The sequence below is a fragment of the Microvirga sp. P4_A5 genome, assembly GCF_056402495.1.
In genome coordinates, this window is sequence record NZ_JBFUHH010000038.1 from 16258 (window position 1) to 36776 (window position 20519).

Sequence of the window (20519 nt, forward strand, 5' to 3'; positions counted from 1 at the left end):
GGCGTTAGGTTTCCGACGCCAGATCGAGGAAGTGGCGGCCGGCGCGATCATCCACTTCGACCAGCCACAAATCGGGGTCGAACTTCATTTCGCGCGTCATGCGTTCCTCGACGTCGAGGGGCGTGGTGTTCACGAGGATCGCCGAGAAGAGGCGCTCGCCGCTATCGTCGAGAAAGGCCTGCGGCGCGGGGCCATAGAGGCAGGCCGTCCCGTCGAGCCGGTCGACCTTCACGAACAAAGCGCCGGCTTCCGCCGCGCCGCGCTTGCGCAGCACGGCTTCCACATTCTCCACGTCGCAACGACGGATATACGCCGAGACCCAGAAATCGGACCGCAGGCGGTTCATTGCGGGATCGCGATGCCGGACGCGGCGCCGAGATCGCGCAGGGTCCGTGCGTTGAACTCGCCGGTGACGGGCAGGCGACGATCCTGCTCGAAGCGTTCGAGCGCCGCGCGGGTTTCGCCTCCCATCATGCCATCGGGCTTGACCGGATAACCGAGTTTCGCAAGCGCGCGCTGGACCGCCAGGACCGGATCGGCGTTGTCGGTGCGGCCGACATTGGCGGGCGGGGTCGGCACCGCCCCGCCCATGCGGATCATCTCCGCGATGGGATCGCGCTGAGCCGGCGGCTTGACGGAGGCAGGCACCGGAGCAGGTTGCGGGCGGGATGGCGCTTCACCGTTGCCGCGAATGAGATCCGTGATCGCGCTGCGGGCGGGAGGCACCGGCGGCGCTTGCGTCGCCGTGGGCGCGGGATCGATCAGCGACGGCGGCGACGCGGGCGCGGTCGGCGCTGCGAGATTGCGCGAGGGCGGTGCCGGCATCACGGCCTGCGGCGCCACGCCCGGATGATTGAACAGGGGCGCGGGATGGCGGGCCTCCTGCAGCACGAGGGCGTTCCAGACGATCATGCCGGCACAAGCCGACAGCACCAGCGTGACGAGAATGCGGAACGGATTGCGCGCGATGCTGACGACGACGCGCGCCAGCAAGCCGGATTTTTTCTTGCGGGCGGGCGCTCGCCGCGATGGCGCGGCCCGGCGCGCGGCGGGCCGCCTTGCTGGGGCGGAGACCACGAAGTCACGATCAGGTCGGGCGGCAAGGGCTTCACGCAAAACTGTCATCCCGTCTTTCGTACGATCATATCCGAAGAAGGCGCCAAGGCGAGGGGCGCGGTCGCGACATCGACCGCGTTGCTGTCGCGGTGTCCGTCGATCGGCAAGGTGAGCCGCACGACGGTGCCGTCTCCCGGCGTGCTGCCGATGCGGATGCTGCCGCGATGCAAAGCCACGAGTCCGCGCACCACCGAGAGCCCGAGGCCGCTGCCCTTTTCTTCCGGCCGGCTTCGCGCAGCGCCGCGATAGAAAGGCACGCCCAGCCGTGCCAGGTCTTCCTGCGCAACGCCGATGCCGGTATCGTGAACGGACAGCGCCACGCAATCGCCGTCGCGCCTTGCCTCCACGCGAACCTCGCCGCCATGCGGCGTGAACTTCACGGCGTTCGACAGAAGGTTGAGAAGCATCTGGCGGCAGGCGCGTCGGTCCGCGATGATCTCCGGCAGATCGTCCGGCAGATCCACCACAAGCGAAACTCCGGCCTGCTCGGCGCGCAATGCCACGACGGCGCAGGATTCGCGAACCAGCCCCGACATGGCGACGGGCTCGAACGCCAGACCGTAATGCCCGGCCTCGATGGCGGACAGATCGAGAAGCGTGTTCACCACGCCGAGCATGTGTTCGCCGGATTGATGAATGATCTGCGCATAGCTCTCCCGTCGTTCGAGCAGCACGAGGTTGCCGCGACCCATCAGGATTTCCGCGTAGCCGATGATGGCATTGAGCGGCGTCCGCAACTCGTGGCTGACGGTTGCAAGCAATTCGGCCCGCGCGTCGTTGGTGCTGACGGCCTCGCGACGAAGCGCGTCGCGTTCTTCCGCATAGCGACGATGGGCCGTGATGTCGCGCGTGACGGCGACGGCCGCGCAGGTGAGATCGTCGCTGAGCCGCACGCCATGGACCCGCATCTCGACCCAGATGAAACCGCTGCCGTCGGGTGCCCGATCGGCCTTGACGCGGAACTGCGCGACAGCGGTCGCGCCGCCGCGCGCCGCATCGCTCACCGCTTTCAGGAATGCGGGCCGATCGCCGATGAGGATGCGTGTGAACAAGCCGCTGCCGTGGATGGCCGACGAGGGCGCGCCCAGCATTTTCATCGAGGCGCCGTTCGAGCGCAGAATGGCGCCATTCCGGTCGTGCCAGGTGACGAGATCGTCGAGGGCGTCGAGCGTCTCATGCTGCGCCGAGGAGCGGGAGGGATGGAGACGCGCCATCAGACCATCGAGCTTCGCGTCGACAAACAGGCGACCCGCCATATGCGCCAGAAGGACGATGGCGGCGACGACGACGACACCGAAAACGGGCCACGACACATGGACGGTCTCCGCATTGGCGGCGACGAAGGATCCCGCGAGCACGCACGCACAGGCAATGACAAGACTGCGTCGCGAGCCGGTCGCGGCGGCCTCGAGGGGCACGCACAGCAACGCCACGCAAACCGCCGGGAGTGGCAGGTCCATGGCGGTGCCGGACAGGACGATGAAAGCGGCAAGCGAAACGGAAACGACAGCCTGTGCGCCGTCGAGCCGGGCCGAGCGGGACAGGACGAACACGGCGAGGAGCGGGCTCAGGATCAAGCCGGCCCAGAGAGCGATGATATCCGCCGGGGCCTCCGCGACGAGGGTCAGCGGAAAGCTCACGACCGCCAGCAGCGCCATGGCGAGTCCGGTGGCGACGAACCGGGCATGCCGGATCTCGTCGCCCAGCCGTTCGCGCGCCGACGGATGAATGAGCCCGCGAAGCCATTCGTCATGCCAATGGGCTTGCGAGTGTCCTTGCCCGTGGCCTAGCCCGTGCCCTTGGGATTTCGTCAGCAATCGGTCGCCTCTTTGTGTCGGGCACAAATGTGGCAGAGGCCGCTTAAGCGACCTTTAAGGCGACGCCCGTCCCACCGACCGCGCGGCCGGGTGACGGCCCGAAATCACGAGGCCAGCGAGCTGCCGCCGGGCATTTTTTCCGCGCCAGTGCTGGGGATTGGCCGGAAGCAGGCGAAGTTCGCGGCGGTAACGATTGGTTAAGGCTGTTTGCAAGTGCCGGCTGGCGCATCTACGCGCCCTGTCGACGACACGTTATGATGGCCCATATCCCGGCCCACCCGCCGAGGAGGAGCCGCCATGTTTTCCCTGCTGCGAGCAGCCCTTGTGATCGGCGCGATCTTCTATTTTTCGCCCGTGCGCCAGGAACAGGAAGGCGGGCTCTCGCTCGATGCCCTCGTCAGCGCGGCGACGCACTCGTCGGAGAGGCTGACAGGAGGCAGTCCGGAACGGCTCCAGGCCGCCTGGAATGCCCTGCCGGAAAGCGCGAGACAGGCGGTGCTCGACAAGATCGTGCCCTCCGCCCCGCGTCCCACCGAGGCGAAGCGACCGCCACAGACGGATACGCTGCTGCCGGAGGATCATCGCCCGGCTTGGACCGGCGCGTGGAAAAAGCCCGGCGCCTAGACCTTTCCATCGCCAAATCCCGCCGCACTTCCTATATGAAGGCCAGCCATCAACATCTGGACCGACATGCTGCCGCCCATTGACGAAATCGTCTCGACTTTCGAACTCCTCGACGATTGGGACGAGCGCTACCGTTACCTCATCGAGTTGGGTCGCCTCATGGAGAAGCTTCCCGAGGATGCTTACACGGACGAGAACAAGGTCCGGGGCTGCGCCAGTCAGGTCTGGCTCACGACCCGTCTCGACAACGCGGAAGGCGGCCCCCGCCTGCATCTTGTCGGCGACAGCGACGCCCACATCGTGCGCGGTCTCGTGGCCCTGCTGATCTCGCTCTATAACCACAAGACTCCCGCCGAGGCGGTCGCCACGGACGCCCAGGATCTGTTCCGGGCGCTCGAACTCGAACAGCATCTGACGCCRCAACGATCCAACGGCGTCAGATCCATGGTCGAGCGCATCCGCCGCGATGCGCAGTCCGCTCTCGCCGCCTGAGGGTTCCGACCCGATAGCCTCTAGCGCAGCCCGCCCTCGATCACCACCGCCTGCCAGGCCCGGATTCCGCGCGACGCCGCGGGGCCGCGGGCGGAGGTCTCGATTCCGTAATGGGCGGCCAACCGGCTGAGCGCGAGCTTGACCACCACCTTCGCGGAGCGGGGCGGCCAGTGGCGTTCCCGTTCGATGAGTTCGAGGCCCTTCAGGAAGCCGCAGAGATCCATCAGCAAATCGCCGAAATCGCCGCCCACGGCGTCGAGGGCGTGGCRCACCCGCTGGCGCGCGGCGACCATGCGGTCGGTCGCGTCCGACGGGGACGAAGCGCCGGCGGCTTTCGGCATGGCGTCCCAGCGGGCCGTCACGCTCGGCAGGAGGCCCGCCTGCATGAGATCGCTGCGCAGCCGCTCGCCCGCCGCGTAATCCGCCGCTCCGATCAGGCGCTGGCCGTCGCGCCCTTTGCGGCGGCGCAGCCAATCGAGCGGACTTTCGTCCAGATCGATTCGTACCCGTTTTGTTCCAGAAACGGTTTCGACCTGAACCGAGGCGGTCTTGCGGTGCTGGTCGAAGAAGCCGTCTCCGCCCGCTCCGGCCGCATCCCGGCGTAGATGCGCCCTGCCCGCCTCGGTGATCTGCAGGGTGAGCCGGGTGGTTCCCGTCCAGCGGGCGAGGTCGTGGCCGACGAGCGCTTCGGCGTCGGAGCGGGCGAAACGACCCGCGCCGATGGAAACCGCCGCCGCCTTCGTGCCGAGGATGACGTCGCGGTCGTTGGTCGGATCGACGAACACGAAGGCGGCGGGCTTGGCGAGGGAGGCCAGGAGGCGCTTTTGGTCCCTGGCCAACCCGTCTCGCTTCATCGCCGTGCCCATGGTCGGATTATCCCGTCCCGCTCCCTTTGCGCGACCGGCAGGCCTGCCACCGTCAATCTTGCGGCTCTCTGTAATATTCTCATTTTTGTTCATGTTTTGTTCCTAATATCCCTACGCCGAATGAACGCTTATCTGTGCCGCCATTCTGAGGCAATATTCCTATCTGTCAAGACGTTTGCGGCGGCTGTGGATTGCGAGGATAAACCTGCGGTAGCGGCGGGGCTGCCTTATCGGTATGCCGAGGCGCTTGCCGGAACAGGAAAAAGGCCATCACGTTGAACAATCTCTGTGGGTGCCGGCGACCGACTGATTGAGGTCGTTTCTTCTTAAGGTTGCATCGCCCACCCACGTGCGGGCGCAGGTCCAAGCCGCGAGAATTCACGCCACCGGCTGGAGAGCCAGGAGCGACCACCGCACGTCAGGGCGGCCCAGCATATCGCCGCGTTCCGCCTGAAACACCGCCCGCAGCCGGTGCCGACCTGCAAGCTCTTCCGTCTCGCTCGTCGAGACGTCGAACATGCGGCGCCCTTCCGGAATGGGGCCATGCCGCAACGACATGATGATCAGGCCTTCGGGGGCGATGAGATCGCGCAGGCGGGCCATCGCCCGCGCCCGCTCCTGCGCGTCGAGATGCATCCACACTGCCGTCAGGTAGATTCGATCGTAGCTGTCGCCCCGAGCCGCGAGCCTGGGGAGATCGGGCAATTCATCGTCGAGCCAGACGATCGGCGCCTGCGCGTGGAGGCGCTGACCCTGTTGGCGCAAGGCGGCGGTCGGCTCGACCGCCACCACCGAGTGACCGAGTGCGCAGAGCGCCGCCGCATCCCGCCCTGAGCCCGCTCCGATATCGAGGATCCGGGCCGGGGCGGCGGGCAGAAGGTGGAGCGTGTCCCGGTGCGTTTCGGCGAAGGTGATGCTCTCGTATTGCGCCACCAGGGCATCGGCGTTTTCCGCGTAGCCCGCCTTGCTGTCCAAACGATCGCCGGGCATCGCGCATTTTTCTTCAGGATAGAGAAAAAAAAGCCGCCCATGGGAGGGCGGCTTGTGATTGCGAGGATCGATCAGGCCCGCGTGCGGCGCTTGCGGCGCTGCTGGCCGAGGCCCATTTCCTTGGCGAGCTCGGAGCGGGCCTTGGCGTAGTTGGGAGCCACCATCGGGTAATCGACAGGCAGGCCCCACTTCTCGCGGTACTGCTCCGGCGTCATGTTGTATTGCGTCCGAAGATGGCGCTTCAGGGACTTGAACTTCTTGCCGTCCTCGAGACAGATGATGTAATCCGGCGTCACGGATTTCTTGAGCGAGACCGCCGGCTTCGGCGCTTCCGCCGGCACCTCGACACCGCCGCCACCCACGCGCAGCAATGCCGCATGAATTTCGCCGATCAGCGAAGGCAATTCACCTGCCGGAACGGAATTGTTGCTCACATACGCAGAGACGATGTCGGCCGCCAGCTCAATATAGTTGGATGTAGCGATTGTGTCGCTCATGGTACTTTTCTTCCTTTCCGGCCCCCGCAAGCAACCCGTCGGCATCTCAATGCATCGAGGGGCGATCTTTGGCGAAGCAATGTTGGCGTCACCTTGCCACGAGCCGTAAACAAACAGAACTCACGCTTGCTAGTTCAGGTATGTCAATTTGCTTCCGGTGACAAGATGTTCGCAATGAAAACCCTGGAAAACTTTGTATCATCTTGAGGCTTGCAATATTAGGAGGCAATCCGTCGCCCAAAGAATGACGATAGGTAATGTCGATTCGTTAACGAACTCGCCGCCGTCGAAAATCAGCTTTCCTCGGACGCTGCGAAATCGCATGGTCGTGGACCCACGCCGAAGCCGGGACGTTAGCCCCCTCCACGCAGAGCGAAGCCGAATGTCGATGAAACCCGATCTGCCGCCCCCTCCCCCTCTGCCGGCTGCGCCCACCGTTCCCGCCAAGCCGCATAGCTTCACCATTCACGAAACCCGCATCACCGACGATTACGCCTGGCTGAAGGCTGACAACTGGCGCGAGGTGCTGAAGGACCCGGCGGCGCTCGAACCCGCCATCCGCACCGCCCTGGAACGGGAAAACGCCTACACGGCGGCGGTCTTTGCCTGCACGGAGACTTTTCAGAAGACGCTCGTCGCCGAAATGCGGGGCCGCATCAAGGAGGACGATTCCTCGGTGCCCGAACCGGACGGGCCGTATTCCTATTTCACCCGCTACCGCGAGGGCGGCCAGCATCCGCTGATCTGCCGCGTTCCGCGGGATGGCCATGTGGAAGCCATCCTGGTCGATGCGGACAAGGAGGCGAAGGGCCAGGCTTTCTTCGATCTCGGCGGCGCCGATCATTCGCCCGACCACCGGCTCATGGCCTGGAGCGCCGACATCAAGGGCTCGGAATATTTCACCATCCGGGTCCGCGACCTCGCGACCGGCGCGGATTCGGCGGATGAGATTCCCCGCACGTCCGGGGGCGTGGTCTGGATCGGGAATTCGAGCGGATTCTACTACGTCGAGCTCGACGACAACCACCGGCCGGTCCGCGTGAAACGCCACCTCCTCGGGACCTCGCCCGTGAGCGACGCGGTCATCTACGAGGAGCCGGATTCGGGATTCTTCGTCAAACTCGGCCTGACCCAGTCGGGCGCCTTCGTGCTGATCGAGGCGAGCGACCACGAGACCTCGGAAGTGCGTCTTCTCGATCGCGCCGATCCCCGTGCCGTGCCGCGCCTGGTGGAGCCCCGCAAGGTCGGGCTTCAATACAATGTCGAGCACCACGCAAAGCAGCTCATCCTGCTCACCAATGCCGACGGGGCGGAGGATTTCAAGATCATGACGGCGCCGGTCGCCAACCCCGGCCGTTCGCATTGGCGCGACCTCGTCCCCTCCCGCGCCGGAACGATGATCCTCTTCGCCATGGCGCTGTCGCGTCATCTCGTGCGCCTCGAGCGCGAGGATGCGCGGCCGCGGATCGTCGTGCGGGACTTCGCCTCCGGTCGGGAGGAGACCATCGCTTTCGACGAGGATACCTACGCCCTCGGGGTCGATCCCGGCTACGAATACGACACCAGCGTGATCCGCTACCGATATTCCTCGCTGACCACGCCGAGCGAGGTCACCGACCTCGACCTCGCGACCGGGACCCGGACCTTGCGCAAGCGGCAGGTGGTGCCGAGCGGCCATCACCCGGAGGATTACGTCACCCGCCGCCTTTTCGCGACGGCTCCCGACGGCGCGCAGGTGCCGATTTCGGTGGTCCATCGCCGGGACGTCGCTCTCGACGGATCGGCCCCCTGCCTCCTCTACGGCTACGGATCCTACGGCGTGTCGATACCGGCCGGCTTTCGCACCAATATCCTGTCGCTGGTCGATCGCGGCTTCGTCTATGCGATCGCCCATGTGCGGGGCGGGACCGAAAAAGGCTGGCGCTGGTATCTCGACGGCAAGCGCGAGAACAAACCCAACACGTTCACGGATTTCATCGCGTGCGGCGAAGCGCTGGCCGCCTCGGGCTACACGGCACGGGGACGGATCGTGGCCCATGGCGGCAGCGCCGGCGGAATGCTCATGGGCGCGGTGGCCAATCTCGCGCCGGAGCTCTTCGCCGGGATCGTGTCCGAAGTTCCGTTCGTCGACGTGCTCAACACGATGCTCGACGCGGAACTTCCCCTCACCCCGCCGGAATGGCCCGAATGGGGGAATCCGGCGGCCGACGAGGCCGCATTTCGGACCATACTTTCCTACTCGCCGTATGATAATATCGTTCCGCAATCCTATCCCGCCGTGCTCGCCCTCGGCGGCTTGACCGACCCGCGCGTCACTTATTGGGAGCCAGCCAAATGGATCGCCAGGTTGCGCCAGACAATGACCGGGGGAGGACCCGTCATGCTCAAGCTCAACATGGAGGCGGGCCACGGGGGCGCCGCGGGACGGTTCGACCGGCTCGAGGAAGTCGCTCTCACGTATCTTTTCGCGTTGCGCAGCATCCAGGGATTTAGATTTGAAACATAGTCCCGCTCAACCGTTGACCCTCTGGAGCCTGACGCCTGCGGCGGGTGCCGTATGAAGGGTATGCGTCGATGACAGAAATAGCCCGGCTGCCGGATCTTCATCCCCCGACCGAGCCCGTCGGCGAGGATGGACGCCTGGCTGAGATGGAAGCACGGCTTCGCGCCACCGAAAAGCTGCTCCAGCACAGCACCGCCAAGCTGCGCATGGCGCTGGAAATCGGCAAGCTTGGCTCCTTCGAGTGGGACATGCTCACCGATGAGATCGTCATGGAGCCGTCTGCCCGGGACACCTGCGGCTATACCGCGAACCAGCCGATCTCCTGCCCGGAGTTCCAGGAGCTGTTCCATCCCCACGACCGCAACCGGGTCGAGCAGGCGATGGCCTATGCGCAGCAGACCCGCACGGATTTCAACACCCAGAGCCGGATCGTCCGCGCGGACGGCAAGACGCGCCTGATCCTGCTCCGCGGGCACATGGTGTATGACGAGACCGGCCGACCCGTCCGGGTGGTGGCGATCATCCAGGATGTGACCGAGCAGGAGCGGACGCGCCAGGAGGGCACCCTTGCCCAACGCCGCCAGACATTCCTTCTGAACCTGAACGACCAGGTGCGGGATCTCGACGACCCCAACACGATCATGGAGGCGACGGTCAAGGGCCTCGGCCAGTTCCTGGAGGCCGATTTCGCCGGTTACGGCGAAGTCGACGAGGAACTCGGCGTCAACGTCATCTCGCGGGAATGGTCGCGGTGGGTGGTGAGCAACGAGGGGCGCCAGTTTCGCCTCAACGATTTCCTGCCCAACATGATCACCGAGTTGAAGAAGGGCCAGGCCCTGTCGGTCGACGATGTGGAGACCGATCCCCGGATGAGCGATCCCGCGTCTCGCGAGATCTACAAGACCATCAATGCGCGAAGCGGGCTTGCCGTGCCGTTGCTGAAGAACCAGCGGCTCGTGGCGCTGCTCTATCTCAACACGGCACGCCCGCGCAAATGGTCGACGGACGAACTGATGCTCGTGCAGGACGTCGCCGAGCGCACCTGGACGGCGGTTCAGAAAGCCCGCGCCGAGATCGACCTGCGTGAGACCGAGGCCCGCTTCCGCATCATCGCCGAATCTCTCCCGGCCCTCGTGTGGATCGTGACGCCCGAACTGGAGCTTACCTTCACCAACGATCGCTGGGTGCGCTATTCGGGATTTCCGAAAGACCGCGCGCTCGGCCATAGCTGGATGACGACGATCTATCCGCCCGACCTGGATCGCATGAAGGAAGAGCTCGTGGCGGTCCGGCAGAACGAATCCCCTTATGAGACGGAAGCGCGTTATCGTTCGGCCAACGGGGAATATCGCTGGCACCTGATCCGCGCCGCGCCGCTCCACAGCGCCACAGGCCTGTTTATGGGCTGGTGCGGCACGAGCATCGACATCCACGACATCAAGCAGACCGCGACGGCGCTCCGCGAGAGCGAGGAGCGTTTGTCGCTGGCGCAGCGTGCGCTCGGGATCGGCGTTTTCGACTGGGATATTTCGTCCGGCAAGGTCACCTGGACGCGCGAACAGGAGCGCCTGTTCGCGTTCGAGCCCGGCACGTTCACGGATGATTTCGCCGGATGGGAATCAAGGGTCGTTCCGGCCGATCTCGAGCCGACGAAGAAAGTCATTCAGGCCGCGATGGACCGCCGCGACGCGGATATCGTCTTCTCTCATCGCATCGTGCTTCCCGATGGTTCCATCCGGTTCATCGAGGTCAACGCGAAATTCTTCTACGATGCGGATGGAAAGCCGTTGCGGATGATCGGCGTCAACATCGACGTGACCCGCTACAAGCAGGCCGAGCAACGTCAGCATCTGTTGATCCGGGAATTGCATCACCGGGTCAAGAACACCCTGGCGACGGTGCAGGCCATCGTGGGGTCGACCGCGCGCTCCACGTCGAGCATCGACGAATTCTACCAGAGCTTCGTCGGCCGCATCGTGTCGCTGGCACGCACGCACAATCTCCTGACGGAGGATTACTGGCAGAAGGCCTCGCTGGGGGACCTGATCCGAATCGAACTCGGCCCCTATGACGACGAAGCGCACAAACGCGTCTTCATCTCGGGCCCATCGGTCGAACTTCCGTCAGAGGCGGCGGTGCCCGTGGGCATGGCCATTCACGAACTCACCACGAACGCCGCCAAGCATGGCGCGCTTTCCCCCTACGGCGGCAAGGTCGACGTGCAATGGAGCGTCGAGGAGCGCGAGGGACTTCCGGTGCTCAAATTCGCGTGGATCGAGATCGATGGCCCGCCGGTTTCCGCGCCCTCGCGACAGGGCTTCGGTTCGCGGTTGCTTCAGCGCGTTCTGGCGACGCAGCTCAGTGCCGAAGTGAACATCGACTTCCACGAAGAGGGACTTCGTTTCACCATGACCATGCCGATCCCGGGCAACCCGCCCGTGCCTCCGTTGGAGCTGTGATGACGATGCTGCTCGACGCTTCACGTTCGCATCTCTTCGTCGTCGACGTGCAGCAGCGTCTGTTTCCGGCCATTCTCGACGGCGAAAAGCTTCTGCCGCGGATCGGTATTCTGCTGCGCGCCGCCGAGCGCCTTGCCGTTCCGGTGACTGTCACCGAGCAATATCCGAAAGGTCTCGGGCCGACTGTCGATGGCGTGCGGGATGCGCTGCCCGGCAACGCGGTGGTGCTTGAGAAGATGACCTTTTCGGCAGCCTATGACGAGGCCATCCGTGAACGGGTCGCAGGTCTGAAACGCGAAGGCCGGGATCAACTGGTGATTTGCGGAACGGAGGCGCATGTCTGCGTCCTGCAGAGCGCGCTGAAGTTTCGTCAGATGGGATTTGAGGTCGCGGTGGTGGCGGACGCCGTTTCAAGCCGCGCGGCGGAAAGCGTGAGCGCCGCCTGCGCAAGGCTGCTTCATACGGGCTGTCATTGGGTGACGACCGAAATGGTGGTGTTCGAATGGCTCGGCCGAGCGGGCACGGACGATTTCCGTGCTCTGTCGGCGCTGATCAAGTAGACCCCGAGGAATTTCCCTCGCCGCCGGCGGCGATGAATTCCTTCAGCTCGTCGAGAGATGCGAACCGGAAGAAGCCTTGCGGCGTCTCGGCCTCGATGGAGCCATCGGAGAACATCACATATTTGTTCTCGCCGGAATTGTAGGTGCCGATGATTGTCGGCGGGCCCACATTCTCCTCGGCGGTTTCAGGCTCCGGAGCGGTCTCGGCTTCGGCGCTCGCCTCTTCGATCTCGGACTCGAACACATCTTCATGATCGAGATCCGGCTCGGAGGGGGTCGATGGCTCTTCCTCCGTCCGCTCCACGGCCGGGACGTCGGCGTATGCGGGGACTTCGCGTTCGGGGAACACGGTCTCGGTGATGATGGTTTCGCGATGATAGCGCTCGGCAAAAAGAAAGTCCGGGACCTTAGCCTCCGACACGTCCTCCCGCTCCTCGTCGGCACCCGGTTCGGCGACGTCGGCCGGCGTTGCCGAACGCAGCTCGAACGGGACTTTCTCTTCTTCCTCGTCGAGACGCGTCTCCTCGTCGCTCTCGGACGCGACGATGCTCTCGCGGTCGAAGAGCGGGCGCTCCGCAGGAGCAGCTTCGGTCGATGAGCCGGCGGCGGCACTTCGCGATCCGAAGAATCCGCCCGCGACCACCCCGGCGGCGGCGCTCGCCACGTCGTCGATGATACGGCCACGCGCCTGCTCGGCGGAAGTGGGCACCACGACCGTCTCGATATCGTCCTCCAGGCTGAGCTGGACGCGCGCGAGCTCTTCCTGGATGCGGGCGAGCTTCGCCACGATCATGGTGATGCCGACGAGAAGGGCGCCGCTCGATGCGCCGATGATCCCGGAGATCACCATCGTCCAGCCGCGCTCGACGAGCACGATGTCCCAACCCAGAATGGCGGCGAACAGCCCGCCAACGATCATCGCCAGGGCGAGGGCGTAAAGAGCGACGATCATGCAATCTCCGACTAAAAACAGATGGTTGCCGCAAGGCAAGGCACTGTTTTTATAGGGCAAGCATCATATCAAGGGAAGCTTGGCGCGAAAAAAGTCCGCAGCTTCGCCGTTGCCCTTCGGCATAGGGCGCTTTAACTACATCATGTCCCCGAAACCTCGACGGAGTTTCATACGGGACACGTGCGCAGGTTTTACGAGTTTGAGCGAATTCGCGTGGGCCGGATGCGTCATCCGGCCAAAGCCCTTTCGAGCCTCGGGTCGCTCAATTCCCAAAAGGAGATGTCGATGTCGTTCACCCTTCCCGAACTGCCTTACGCCTATGATGCGTTGCAGCCTTACATGTCCAAGGAAACGCTGGAATACCATCACGACAAGCACCACGCCGCTTACGTGAACACCGGCAACAACCTGATGAAGGGGACCGAGTTCGAAGGCAAAAGCGTCGAGGAGGTCGTCACCGGCAGCTATGGTAAGAACCAGGCGCTCTTCAACAATGCCGGGCAGCATTACAACCACCTGCATTTCTGGCAGTGGATGAAGCCCAAGGGCGGCGGCTCCCTGCCGGGCGCGCTCGAGAAGAAGATCATCGCTGATCTCGGTTCGATCGAGAAGATGAAAGAGGATTTCATCGCCGCCGGCATCGGACAGTTCGGTTCGGGTTGGGCATGGCTCGCCGTCAAGGACGGGAAGATCACCGTCATGAAGACCCCGAACGGCGAAAACCCGCTGGTGCACGGCGCCAAGCCGATCCTCGGCTGCGACGTCTGGGAGCATTCCTATTACATCGATTATCGCAACCGTCGCCCCGATTACCTGAAGGCGTTCCTGGACGATCTCGTCAATTGGGAACACGTCGCGGAAATGTACGACGCGGCCTCCAAATAAGCAGGTCGACATCATGGAGAACGGGGCCCCAGCGGCCCCGTTCTGCTTTACGCCGGAACTAGGCCTGTCCTTTTCGCAACAGCGCAATGCCGAGCGCCATGCTCGCGACGACGGTTGCGATCCCGAATGCGACGAGCGCCACTGTCATGCCGAAACGGTCGGCCAGGAACCCGCTCGTCACCACGGGGAACGAAAACCCGAAATATGCATAGAGAAAATACCCCGATGCGGCCCGCGCCCGATCCGCGTCCGTGGCAGCCGCCGAGACGGCCGCCAGTCCTCCGAGATAGGTAAAGCCATAGGCGGCGGCACTGGTGACGGCGGCGCCGGCGAGCACGAGCGGAAGGCTCGGCAGCAGCGCGCCTGTTGCCAGCAGCAGATAGCCGAGCGGGACGAGAACGATCCCGATCGCGACCGCCTTTGTGGGAGAAAGCCTCCGCGCCAGGGGTTGGAAGAGCAACCCCGTCGAGATGACGAGGAAGGTCGAAAACCCCGACCACGCTGCCATCCCATGCGCTGCCAATGCGGCCGGAAACACCGAGATGACGAGACCGACGGTCGCCCAGGCGATGAGGATCGCAAACCCGTAGGCGGCGGTGCCCTTCAAAAACACCGGGGGCCGGATCCATTCGCTCTGCCGGACGAGCCGGCGTTCCGGCACGACACCGATGAGCGCCACCGCGCCGAGACCGGCAAAGGGCAGATAGGCGAGAAAACTCGCCGGCAGGAGCGTGCCGGGACCCTGCACCAAAAGGCAAAGCCCGGTCGCAAGAGCGCCGATGCCAAAGCCAAGCGAGGTCGACGCCGTGACCAGGAACGCTCCGCGCTGGGAAGAGGCGGGATCGCCCGACCCGCCCAGCAACTCCACCATGAACGCCGTGCCCGTGCCGGTGATCAGGCCGGTGCCGATCCCATAAAGCAGCCGCGACGCGAAGAGCGTCTCCAGACCCGGGAGCCAGGCGAGCAGGATCGTTGCCCCGGCCGCGAGCGCCAGCGCCATCAGGATCGTCACCTTGCGGCCGATTCTGTCCGACAGTCCGCCGAGCAGCAGCAGGACAGGGACAAGGCCCATCACATAGGCGGCGAAAGCGACCGTCGCTCCGCCCGTCCCGTAGCCGCTCATGGCCGCATAGGCCGGATAGAGCGGTGCCGGCAGATTGACCGCCCCCGTGACGAGAAAAAGCGAAGCCCCGAGAACGATGGCCGGGAGGGGAAAAGCCTTAGCGCGGCGCACCCTCGTCACGATGTGAGATTCGGTCATCGAAGCAATCCAGGAGAAGCGGTGCTGGGGGAATGGCAGCGCCGGCTCGCCATTGCAACAGCCCTTCGCACCGGCCCGTTTCAATTCAAAAGCAAGACCCGGAGTGAGCCGCCTCGCCTCTTCATGCCACATTGCTTTTCTGTCATGAGATATCGATAAGGAGCGGGCCATGAATGCTCTGGTAGACCTGAAATCGGCAATCGAGCTTCCAACCGAACGCGACCCCCGCTGGGCGCGCGTCGCGGCCCGTGACCGCTCGGCCGACGGGACGTTTTTCTATTCCGTGAGCACCACCGGCGTCTATTGCCGCCCCTCCTGCGGTGCCCGCCTCGCCAATCCGAAAAACGTGCGCTTTCACGCCAAAGCGGGCGACGCGGAGGCGGCGGGATTTCGTCCCTGCAAGCGCTGCAAGCCCGACCAGCCGCCGCGGGAGGAGCAATATGCCGCCCTGGTGGCCGAGGCCTGCCGGATCATCGAGGCGGCCGAGGAGGCCCCGTCGCTGGCGAAGCTGGCCGAGACCGCGGGCCTCAGCCCGTTCCATTTTCACCGGATCTTCAAGTCGGTCACCGGCGTGACCCCGAAGGAATATTCCATGGCGCAGCGGGCGAGCCGGGTCCGCGAACAGCTCTCGCGCAGCACCACGGTCACCGAGGCGATCTACGATTCGGGCTTCAACTCGAACAGCCGGTTCTATGAAAAATCGGACCGCATGCTGGGCATGACGCCGCGCGATTTCCGGGCCGGGGGCGCCAATACCGACATTCGCTTCGCGGTCGGGGAATGTTCCCTCGGCGCGATCCTGGTGGCGGCGAGCCAGAAAGGCATCTGCGCGATCCTCATGGGAGATGATCCGGACGCCCTGGCGCGCAACCTTCAGGATCGTTTCCCCCGCGCCAACCTGATCGGCGGAGACGAGGATTTTGAGCGGATGGTCGCGCAGGTGGTAGGCTTCGTGGAAGCCCCCGCCATCGGCCTCGACCTTCCGCTCGACCTGCGCGGCACAGCTTTCCAGCAGCGCGTCTGGCAGGCGCTTCGCGAGATCCCGGTGGGGCAGACGGCGAGCTATGCGCATATCGCCCAGCGGATCGGATCGCCCAAAGCCGTCAGGGGCGTGGCGCAGGCCTGCGCCGCCAATGCGCTGGCGGTGGCCATTCCGTGCCACCGGGTGGTCCGGAGCGACGGCGCGCTGTCGGGCTATCGCTGGGGTGTCGAGCGTAAGCAAGCCCTTCTCGACCGCGAGAAGGTCGCTTGAACCCTCAGGGCGCCGTCGAGAGCGTCAGGTCGCGTTTCCTCAGCATGCTCGCGAAGGCATCGGACCTCAGATAATCGAGTTCGGCCGGCCTGCTCTCGACGGCGGGATCGAGACCGCGCAATTCGTCATCCACATAGCCCGGATGGCACATGACGACCGGTTTCGGGCCGAGCGCCGTCAAGGCCGATTTGAAGATGCTCTCGCAGGGCACGGAGGCGTCGAACGGCGAATAGCCCGAGAACCCCTCGTTGATGGAAAAGCCGGCGGCGCGGACGCGGGCGCCGAACCCCGCCGAAAGAGCGCTCACCAGCAGGGCCTTGGCACGCCCCACCGGCCTGCGGAGGATGGCGCTATGCGGCTCGGCGGGATCGCGCACCCAGAGCTGGCCCTGATAGCCCCGCTCGGTGAGGACGGCCAGGAGCGCCAGCCGAACCACCGGCAGCACATGGACATGCTGGTGGCCGTCGACGAAGGACGGAATCTCGCCGTGGACGATCTCGAAGGCGACGAATTGCCGGGCGATCTCGGCCCTCAATTCGGCCAATGGCAACCGGCCCGTCAGGGATTTCACCAGCAGGTCCTTGAGCGGGGGAAAGGTCCCGCCGGGGGCCAGGACCGGCATCGGCCCGATCGGCGCGCCAACGGTCAGGTTGAGATGCAGCCCGATGCCGATGCGGCCGACGAGAGGCTTGAGCGCCTGGGCGGAGCGCCGCCAACCCGGCATGCTCGTCATCGCGCCGGTGGCCGAAATCCGGCCGGCTTCGGCCAGTTCGAGAATGCCCCGGCTGACGCCGTCGGTGAGGCCGAAATCGTCCGCGCAGAGAACGATCTTGCGTGTCGCAGCCATGGAATTCCCCAAAAAGCGAGACCTTTGCCGCATCCTCGCCACGGCGATTAGCCACACGAACCAAAAATTGCTCTAAGCCTCTTGAGCCGAAAAGGAAACTCGGCTCTCAATGCGCCCACCCCACAGAGGACAATCGCTTGGCGTCCCCCGAACTCAGCGTCATCATTCCGGTCCATAACGAGAGCGGCAACATCGAGCCTCTCTGCCAGCGGCTCGTGCCGGTGCTCAACCGCATTACCCCGGTCTGGGAGATCATTTTCGTCGACGACGGGAGCCGCGACGATACCCTGGCGCTCGTTCGCGAGCAGAGCCTCGCGGACCCGCGGATCGGCGCGGTGTCGTTCAGCCGCAATTTCGGCAAGGAGGTCGCCATCGCGGCCGGCCTCGACCATGTGCGGGGCGACGCGGTCGTCATCATGGATGCGGATCTCCAGCACCCGCCCGAGATGATCGCGGCCTTCGTGGAGAAGTGGCGCGAGGGATACCTGATGGTCTACGGCCAGCGCACCGGCCGCTCCGACGAGACGCGGGTCAAGCGCGGTTTCGCCCATCTGTTCTATAGCCTCTTCTCGCGCTTCGGCGAGATCAGCCTGCCGGAAGGCGCGGGCGATTTCAGGCTGATCGACCGCAAGGGTGTCGACGTTCTGCGGACGCTTGGCGAAAAGGCCCGTTTCTCCAAGGGGCTCTATGCGTGGATCGGGTTCCGGAATATCGGCGTGCCCTTCGTGGTGGAGGATCGCGTGCACGGCGCCACGAAATGGAGCTTCCGCAAGCTGTTCCGGTTCGCCTTCGACGGCATCACGTCGTTCTCCACCGTGCCGTTGCGGGTCTGGACCTATCTCGGCACGCTGATCTCGATCTGCTCCATCGCCATCGCGATCTACTTCATGATCCGGACCATGCTGTTCGGCACCGACCTGCCGGGTTTCCCGAGCCTCATCGTGTCGCTCACCTTCTTCGCCGGCGTACAATTGCTGTCGCTCGGCATCATCGGCGAATATGTGGGCCGCATCTTCGCCGAGGTGAAGCGACGGCCGCTCTACGTGGTGGCCGAACGCATCGGCACCGCCGCCGAGGTCAGCAATTCGCTTGTCCAGGACGATTCTCGGTTACGCCGGGCCTGATCGATGCTCAAGAAAATCCTCTCGGTGGGCGGATGGACGCTCGTCTCGCGCCTCACCGGCTTCATCCGCGACGTCATCCTGGCGGCGGTGATGGGCGCCGGGCCGGTCGCGGATGCGTTTCTCGTCGCGTTCCGCATTCCCAACCATTTTCGCGCCATCTTCAGCGAGGGCGCATTCAACAGCGCATTCCTTCCCACCTATGCGCAGGTGCTCGAAACCGATGGCGAGGGCAGCGCGCGTTCTTTCGCGAGCCGCGTCACGACGCTGATGCTGATCGTGCAGATCGGACTTCTGGCTCTCGCGCTGATGGCGATGCCGGTGGTCGTCACCCTTCTGGCCCCGGGATTTTCAGCCGATCCGGCGAAGTTCGACCTCGCGGTGACGCTGACGCGCATCACCTTCCCGTATCTCCTCTTCGTCACCCTGGTCACCATCTTCTCCGCCATCCTCAACGCCCACGAGCGTTTCGCAGCAGCAGCCGCGGCGCCGGTACTCCTCAACGTGTCGCTCATCGCCGCGCTGGCGCTGGCGTTTCTGTTTCCCACCGCGGGACACGCCGCCGCGTGGGGCGTCGCTCTGGCGGGCGTTCTCGAATTGCTGCTCGTCTGGATGTCCGCCAGGCGGCTGAACGCCGTGCCGGTGATCGCGACGCCGCGACTCGACCCCGCCATGCGGCGTTTCTTCAAGACGCTGGGGCCCGCGGTGATCGGCTCGGCGGGCGTGCAGCTGGCGCTGTTCGCCGACACGATCATCGCGTCGTTCCTGCCGACGGGCGCCGTCTCGTCGCTCTATTACGCGGACCGGATCTATCAGCTCCCGCTCGGCGTCATCGGGATCGCGGCCGGCACCGTGCTGCTGCCTGAAATGAGCCGCCGCATCGCGGCCGGCGATGCCGACGGAGCCCATCGCTCGCAGAACCGCGCCATCGGCCTCACCCTGGCGCTCGCCGCGCCTTTCGTCGTCGCGTTCATCACGCTGCCGGAGCTGATCATGTCGGCGCTGTTCCAGCGCGGCGCCTTCGATGCCGCCGCCGCCGCACGCTCCGGCGCTGTTCTTGCCGCCTATGCGATCGGTCTTCCGGCCGCCGTGCTGATCCGCTCGGCGGTGGCGAGTTTCTATGCGCGCTCGGACACCATGACGCCGCTGATCGCATCCTTGTCGGCGGTGGCCGTCAACGTCCTCATCAAGATCATGCTGATGGAGACCTATGGCGTCGTCGGTCTGGCGCTTGGCACCGCCATCGGCATCTGGGTCAACCTGGTGCTGCTGGTGTTCCTCGCCACGCGCCGCGACTGGATGGCGCCGAGCGCGCAGCTCGGTCGCATTCTCGCGGCGGTCGTGGGGGCGACGATCCTGCTCGCCCTGTTCGCCTGGTTCGCCCCCGCGCCGATTTCTGCATTCGCGATGGGTGTGCCGCGCTGGCGCAACGAAATCCTGCTGGCGCTCGTGGGAACGGGAGGCGCGTTGGTGTACGGCGCGGGCCTTCTCGTCGGGCTGAAGGCCGTCGGCGTGAAACTGGCGCGAAGCTAGCAGCGTCCCTCCCTCACCCGCGCCTGCGGCGCGACCTCTCCCCACCGGGGAGAGGTGAAGAAAGAGCGCCGCGGCGGGAAGGGCGCCGCCCCCACCTCTCCCCGGTGGGGAGAGGTCGAGCGAAGCGAGGGTGAGGGGGTTGGTGCATCACAGGAAAACGCGATGTTCCAGCTCCGCCAGAATGGTCTCCAAGACGCCGCCGATATTGGCAAAGACCTCCGCGTTCGTGAGCCGCAGAACATGGAATCCGCAGGCTTCGAGGATGCGCGTTCTCTCAGCATCGTAAGACAATTCGGAATCCACCGAATGAGTCGCGCCATCGACCTCGACGATCAGTCGAGCATCCAGGCACACGCAACGATGAACCGGTCGACCACATGCTGCCGACGAAACTTCCAGCGGGCGAGCTTCCGGTTGCGCATCGCGCGCCAAAGAACGGCCTCTGCGTCAGTTTGCTGCCGGCGAAGCTGCCTTGCGCGCTGCACGAACTGCCGCATTCCCAACCCGCTCCCACGGCGCGAGCCGTGCGCGCCAGGGAGATGGTAGGGAAAGCGATACTTTGTTGCAATAAGGTATTGGCGAGGGACGAGGAGCACCCTCACCCGGACCTGCGGTCCGACCTCTCCCTCAWGGGAGAGGTGAAGAAAAGCGCGCCGCCCCCCACCTCTCCCCGGCCGGGAGAGGTCGAGCGAAGCGAGGGTGAGGGGGTCTGCATCACCGGACAAGCGGGCAGCACCCTCACCC

General features: G+C 64.9%; 18 protein-coding genes and 1 pseudogene. 9 read left to right on the plus strand and 10 right to left on the minus strand.

From position 1 onward, the window contains the following. Positions 1-4: 4 nt before the first annotated feature. Genes AC1DVM_RS12125 through AC1DVM_RS12135 form a run of 3 tightly spaced genes read right to left on the minus strand, consistent with a single transcriptional unit; the run spans position 5 to position 2933 of the window. The gene (locus tag AC1DVM_RS12125) at positions 5-346 is read right to left on the minus strand and encodes a DUF1491 family protein (RefSeq protein WP_477254686.1); all 342 of its coding nucleotides are present in this window, start codon (positions 344-346) and stop codon (positions 5-7) included. Next, positions 343-1125, minus strand: a complete 783-nt coding sequence (locus tag AC1DVM_RS12130) for a peptidoglycan-binding domain-containing protein (RefSeq protein WP_477254687.1) — start codon at positions 1123-1125, stop codon at positions 343-345. Before AC1DVM_RS12130 ends, AC1DVM_RS12125 begins: the two co-directional genes overlap by 4 nt. Further along, positions 1122-2933 (minus strand): sensor histidine kinase, encoded by a 1812-nt coding sequence (locus tag AC1DVM_RS12135; RefSeq protein WP_477254688.1) that lies wholly within the window; start codon positions 2931-2933, stop codon positions 1122-1124. Before AC1DVM_RS12135 ends, AC1DVM_RS12130 begins: the two co-directional genes overlap by 4 nt. Positions 2934-3230: 297 nt before the next feature. On the opposite strand from AC1DVM_RS12135, the gene AC1DVM_RS12140 reads away from it, so the two are divergent. Next, on the plus strand, positions 3231-3557 hold the full coding sequence (locus AC1DVM_RS12140) for a hypothetical protein (protein WP_477254689.1): 327 nt from the start codon (positions 3231-3233) through the stop codon (positions 3555-3557). Positions 3558-3623: 66 nt separating this feature from the next. Beyond that, entirely contained in the window at positions 3624-4049 is a 426-nt protein-coding gene (locus tag AC1DVM_RS12145) for a SufE family protein (RefSeq protein WP_477254690.1), read from the plus strand. 20 nt (positions 4050-4069) lie between these two features. Here the strand turns inward: AC1DVM_RS12145 and AC1DVM_RS12150 are convergent, their stop codons facing one another. The 3 genes from AC1DVM_RS12150 to AC1DVM_RS12160 all read right to left on the minus strand — a co-directional run bounded on the left by AC1DVM_RS12150 (position 4070) and on the right by AC1DVM_RS12160 (position 6402). Continuing rightward, positions 4070-5008 (minus strand): DUF6456 domain-containing protein, encoded by a 939-nt coding sequence (locus tag AC1DVM_RS12150; protein WP_477254691.1) that lies wholly within the window; start codon positions 5006-5008, stop codon positions 4070-4072. 285 nt (positions 5009-5293) lie between these two features. Continuing rightward, on the minus strand, positions 5294-5905 hold the full coding sequence (locus AC1DVM_RS12155) for a class I SAM-dependent methyltransferase (protein ID WP_477254692.1): 612 nt from the start codon (positions 5903-5905) through the stop codon (positions 5294-5296). A 71-nt stretch (positions 5906-5976) separates the two neighbouring features. Further along, positions 5977-6402 carry a Ros/MucR family transcriptional regulator gene (locus AC1DVM_RS12160; protein ID WP_477254693.1) on the minus strand — a complete coding sequence of 142 codons (426 nt, stop codon included), beginning with the start codon at positions 6400-6402 and terminating at the stop codon, positions 5977-5979. A 382-nt stretch (positions 6403-6784) separates the two neighbouring features. On the opposite strand from AC1DVM_RS12160, the gene AC1DVM_RS12165 reads away from it, so the two are divergent. From AC1DVM_RS12165 to AC1DVM_RS12175, 3 genes are all read left to right on the plus strand, one after another. Then, positions 6785-8908 carry a S9 family peptidase gene (locus tag AC1DVM_RS12165; protein ID WP_477254694.1) on the plus strand — a complete coding sequence of 708 codons (2124 nt, stop codon included), beginning with the start codon at positions 6785-6787 and terminating at the stop codon, positions 8906-8908. A gap of 68 nt (positions 8909-8976) precedes the next feature. After that, positions 8977-11364 carry a PAS domain-containing protein gene (locus AC1DVM_RS12170; RefSeq protein ID WP_477254695.1) on the plus strand — a complete coding sequence of 796 codons (2388 nt, stop codon included), beginning with the start codon at positions 8977-8979 and terminating at the stop codon, positions 11362-11364. Then, positions 11364-11924 (plus strand): hydrolase, encoded by a 561-nt coding sequence (locus AC1DVM_RS12175; RefSeq protein ID WP_477254696.1) that lies wholly within the window; start codon positions 11364-11366, stop codon positions 11922-11924. Before AC1DVM_RS12170 ends, AC1DVM_RS12175 begins: the two co-directional genes overlap by 1 nt. Here the strand turns inward: AC1DVM_RS12175 and AC1DVM_RS12180 are convergent. Next, positions 11917-12876 carry a hypothetical protein gene (locus AC1DVM_RS12180; RefSeq protein WP_477254697.1) on the minus strand — a complete coding sequence of 320 codons (960 nt, stop codon included), beginning with the start codon at positions 12874-12876 and terminating at the stop codon, positions 11917-11919. The genes AC1DVM_RS12175 and AC1DVM_RS12180 overlap by 8 nt on opposite strands. A gap of 285 nt (positions 12877-13161) precedes the next feature. Here AC1DVM_RS12180 and AC1DVM_RS12185 point away from each other — a divergent pair, with 285 nt between their 5' ends. Beyond that, complete coding sequence (locus tag AC1DVM_RS12185) at positions 13162-13761, plus strand: superoxide dismutase (RefSeq protein ID WP_477254698.1); 600 nt, start codon at positions 13162-13164, stop codon at positions 13759-13761. Between the two features lie 58 nt (positions 13762-13819). On the opposite strand, the gene AC1DVM_RS12190 is transcribed toward AC1DVM_RS12185, so the two are convergent. Further along, complete coding sequence (locus tag AC1DVM_RS12190) at positions 13820-15022, minus strand: MFS transporter (RefSeq protein WP_477254699.1); 1203 nt, start codon at positions 15020-15022, stop codon at positions 13820-13822. Positions 15023-15191: 169 nt separating this feature from the next. Between AC1DVM_RS12190 and ada the strand changes: the two genes are divergently transcribed. Further along, positions 15192-16274, plus strand: a complete 1083-nt coding sequence (gene ada, locus AC1DVM_RS12195; protein WP_477254700.1) for a bifunctional DNA-binding transcriptional regulator/O6-methylguanine-DNA methyltransferase Ada — start codon at positions 15192-15194, stop codon at positions 16272-16274. A gap of 4 nt (positions 16275-16278) precedes the next feature. Here ada and AC1DVM_RS12200 read toward each other — a convergent pair whose 3' ends face one another. Continuing rightward, positions 16279-17121, minus strand: a complete 843-nt coding sequence (locus tag AC1DVM_RS12200) for a ChbG/HpnK family deacetylase (protein WP_477254701.1) — start codon at positions 17119-17121, stop codon at positions 16279-16281. 137 nt (positions 17122-17258) lie between these two features. On the opposite strand from AC1DVM_RS12200, the gene AC1DVM_RS12205 reads away from it, so the two are divergent. Together AC1DVM_RS12205 and murJ are read left to right on the plus strand one after the other, a co-directional pair. Further along, positions 17259-18245, plus strand: a complete 987-nt coding sequence (locus tag AC1DVM_RS12205; RefSeq protein WP_477254702.1) for a glycosyltransferase family 2 protein — start codon at positions 17259-17261, stop codon at positions 18243-18245. A 3-nt stretch (positions 18246-18248) separates the two neighbouring features. Further along, positions 18249-19775 carry a murein biosynthesis integral membrane protein MurJ gene (murJ, locus tag AC1DVM_RS12210; RefSeq protein ID WP_477254703.1) on the plus strand — a complete coding sequence of 509 codons (1527 nt, stop codon included), beginning with the start codon at positions 18249-18251 and terminating at the stop codon, positions 19773-19775. 147 nt (positions 19776-19922) lie between these two features. Here murJ and AC1DVM_RS12215 read toward each other — a convergent pair. Beyond that, positions 19923-20272, minus strand: a pseudogene (locus AC1DVM_RS12215) (endonuclease domain-containing protein). Positions 20273-20519 lie beyond the last annotated feature (247 nt).

What these genes read in the sequence shown, in the direction of transcription:
- murJ (WP_477254703.1), top strand. Translation starts at nt 18,249, where the DNA reads ATGCTCAAGAAAATCCTCTCGGTGGGCGGATGGACGCTCGTCTCGCGC.
- AC1DVM_RS12165 (WP_477254694.1), top strand. Translation starts at nt 6,785, where the DNA reads ATGTCGATGAAACCCGATCTGCCGCCCCCTCCCCCTCTGCCGGCTGCG.
- AC1DVM_RS12160 (WP_477254693.1), bottom strand. Translation starts at nt 6,402, where the DNA reads ATGAGCGACACAATCGCTACATCCAACTATATTGAGCTGGCGGCCGAC.
- AC1DVM_RS12185 (WP_477254698.1), top strand. Translation starts at nt 13,162, where the DNA reads ATGTCGTTCACCCTTCCCGAACTGCCTTACGCCTATGATGCGTTGCAG.
- AC1DVM_RS12200 (WP_477254701.1), bottom strand. Translation starts at nt 17,121, where the DNA reads ATGGCTGCGACACGCAAGATCGTTCTCTGCGCGGACGATTTCGGCCTC.
- AC1DVM_RS12190 (WP_477254699.1), bottom strand. Translation starts at nt 15,022, where the DNA reads ATGACCGAATCTCACATCGTGACGAGGGTGCGCCGCGCTAAGGCTTTT.
- ada (WP_477254700.1), top strand. Translation starts at nt 15,192, where the DNA reads ATGAATGCTCTGGTAGACCTGAAATCGGCAATCGAGCTTCCAACCGAA.
- AC1DVM_RS12130 (WP_477254687.1), bottom strand. Translation starts at nt 1,125, where the DNA reads ATGACAGTTTTGCGTGAAGCCCTTGCCGCCCGACCTGATCGTGACTTC.
- AC1DVM_RS12140 (WP_477254689.1), top strand. Translation starts at nt 3,231, where the DNA reads ATGTTTTCCCTGCTGCGAGCAGCCCTTGTGATCGGCGCGATCTTCTAT.
- AC1DVM_RS12175 (WP_477254696.1), top strand. Translation starts at nt 11,364, where the DNA reads ATGACGATGCTGCTCGACGCTTCACGTTCGCATCTCTTCGTCGTCGAC.
- AC1DVM_RS12125 (WP_477254686.1), bottom strand. Translation starts at nt 346, where the DNA reads ATGAACCGCCTGCGGTCCGATTTCTGGGTCTCGGCGTATATCCGTCGT.
- AC1DVM_RS12170 (WP_477254695.1), top strand. Translation starts at nt 8,977, where the DNA reads ATGACAGAAATAGCCCGGCTGCCGGATCTTCATCCCCCGACCGAGCCC.
- AC1DVM_RS12180 (WP_477254697.1), bottom strand. Translation starts at nt 12,876, where the DNA reads ATGATCGTCGCTCTTTACGCCCTCGCCCTGGCGATGATCGTTGGCGGG.
- AC1DVM_RS12155 (WP_477254692.1), bottom strand. Translation starts at nt 5,905, where the DNA reads ATGCCCGGCGATCGTTTGGACAGCAAGGCGGGCTACGCGGAAAACGCC.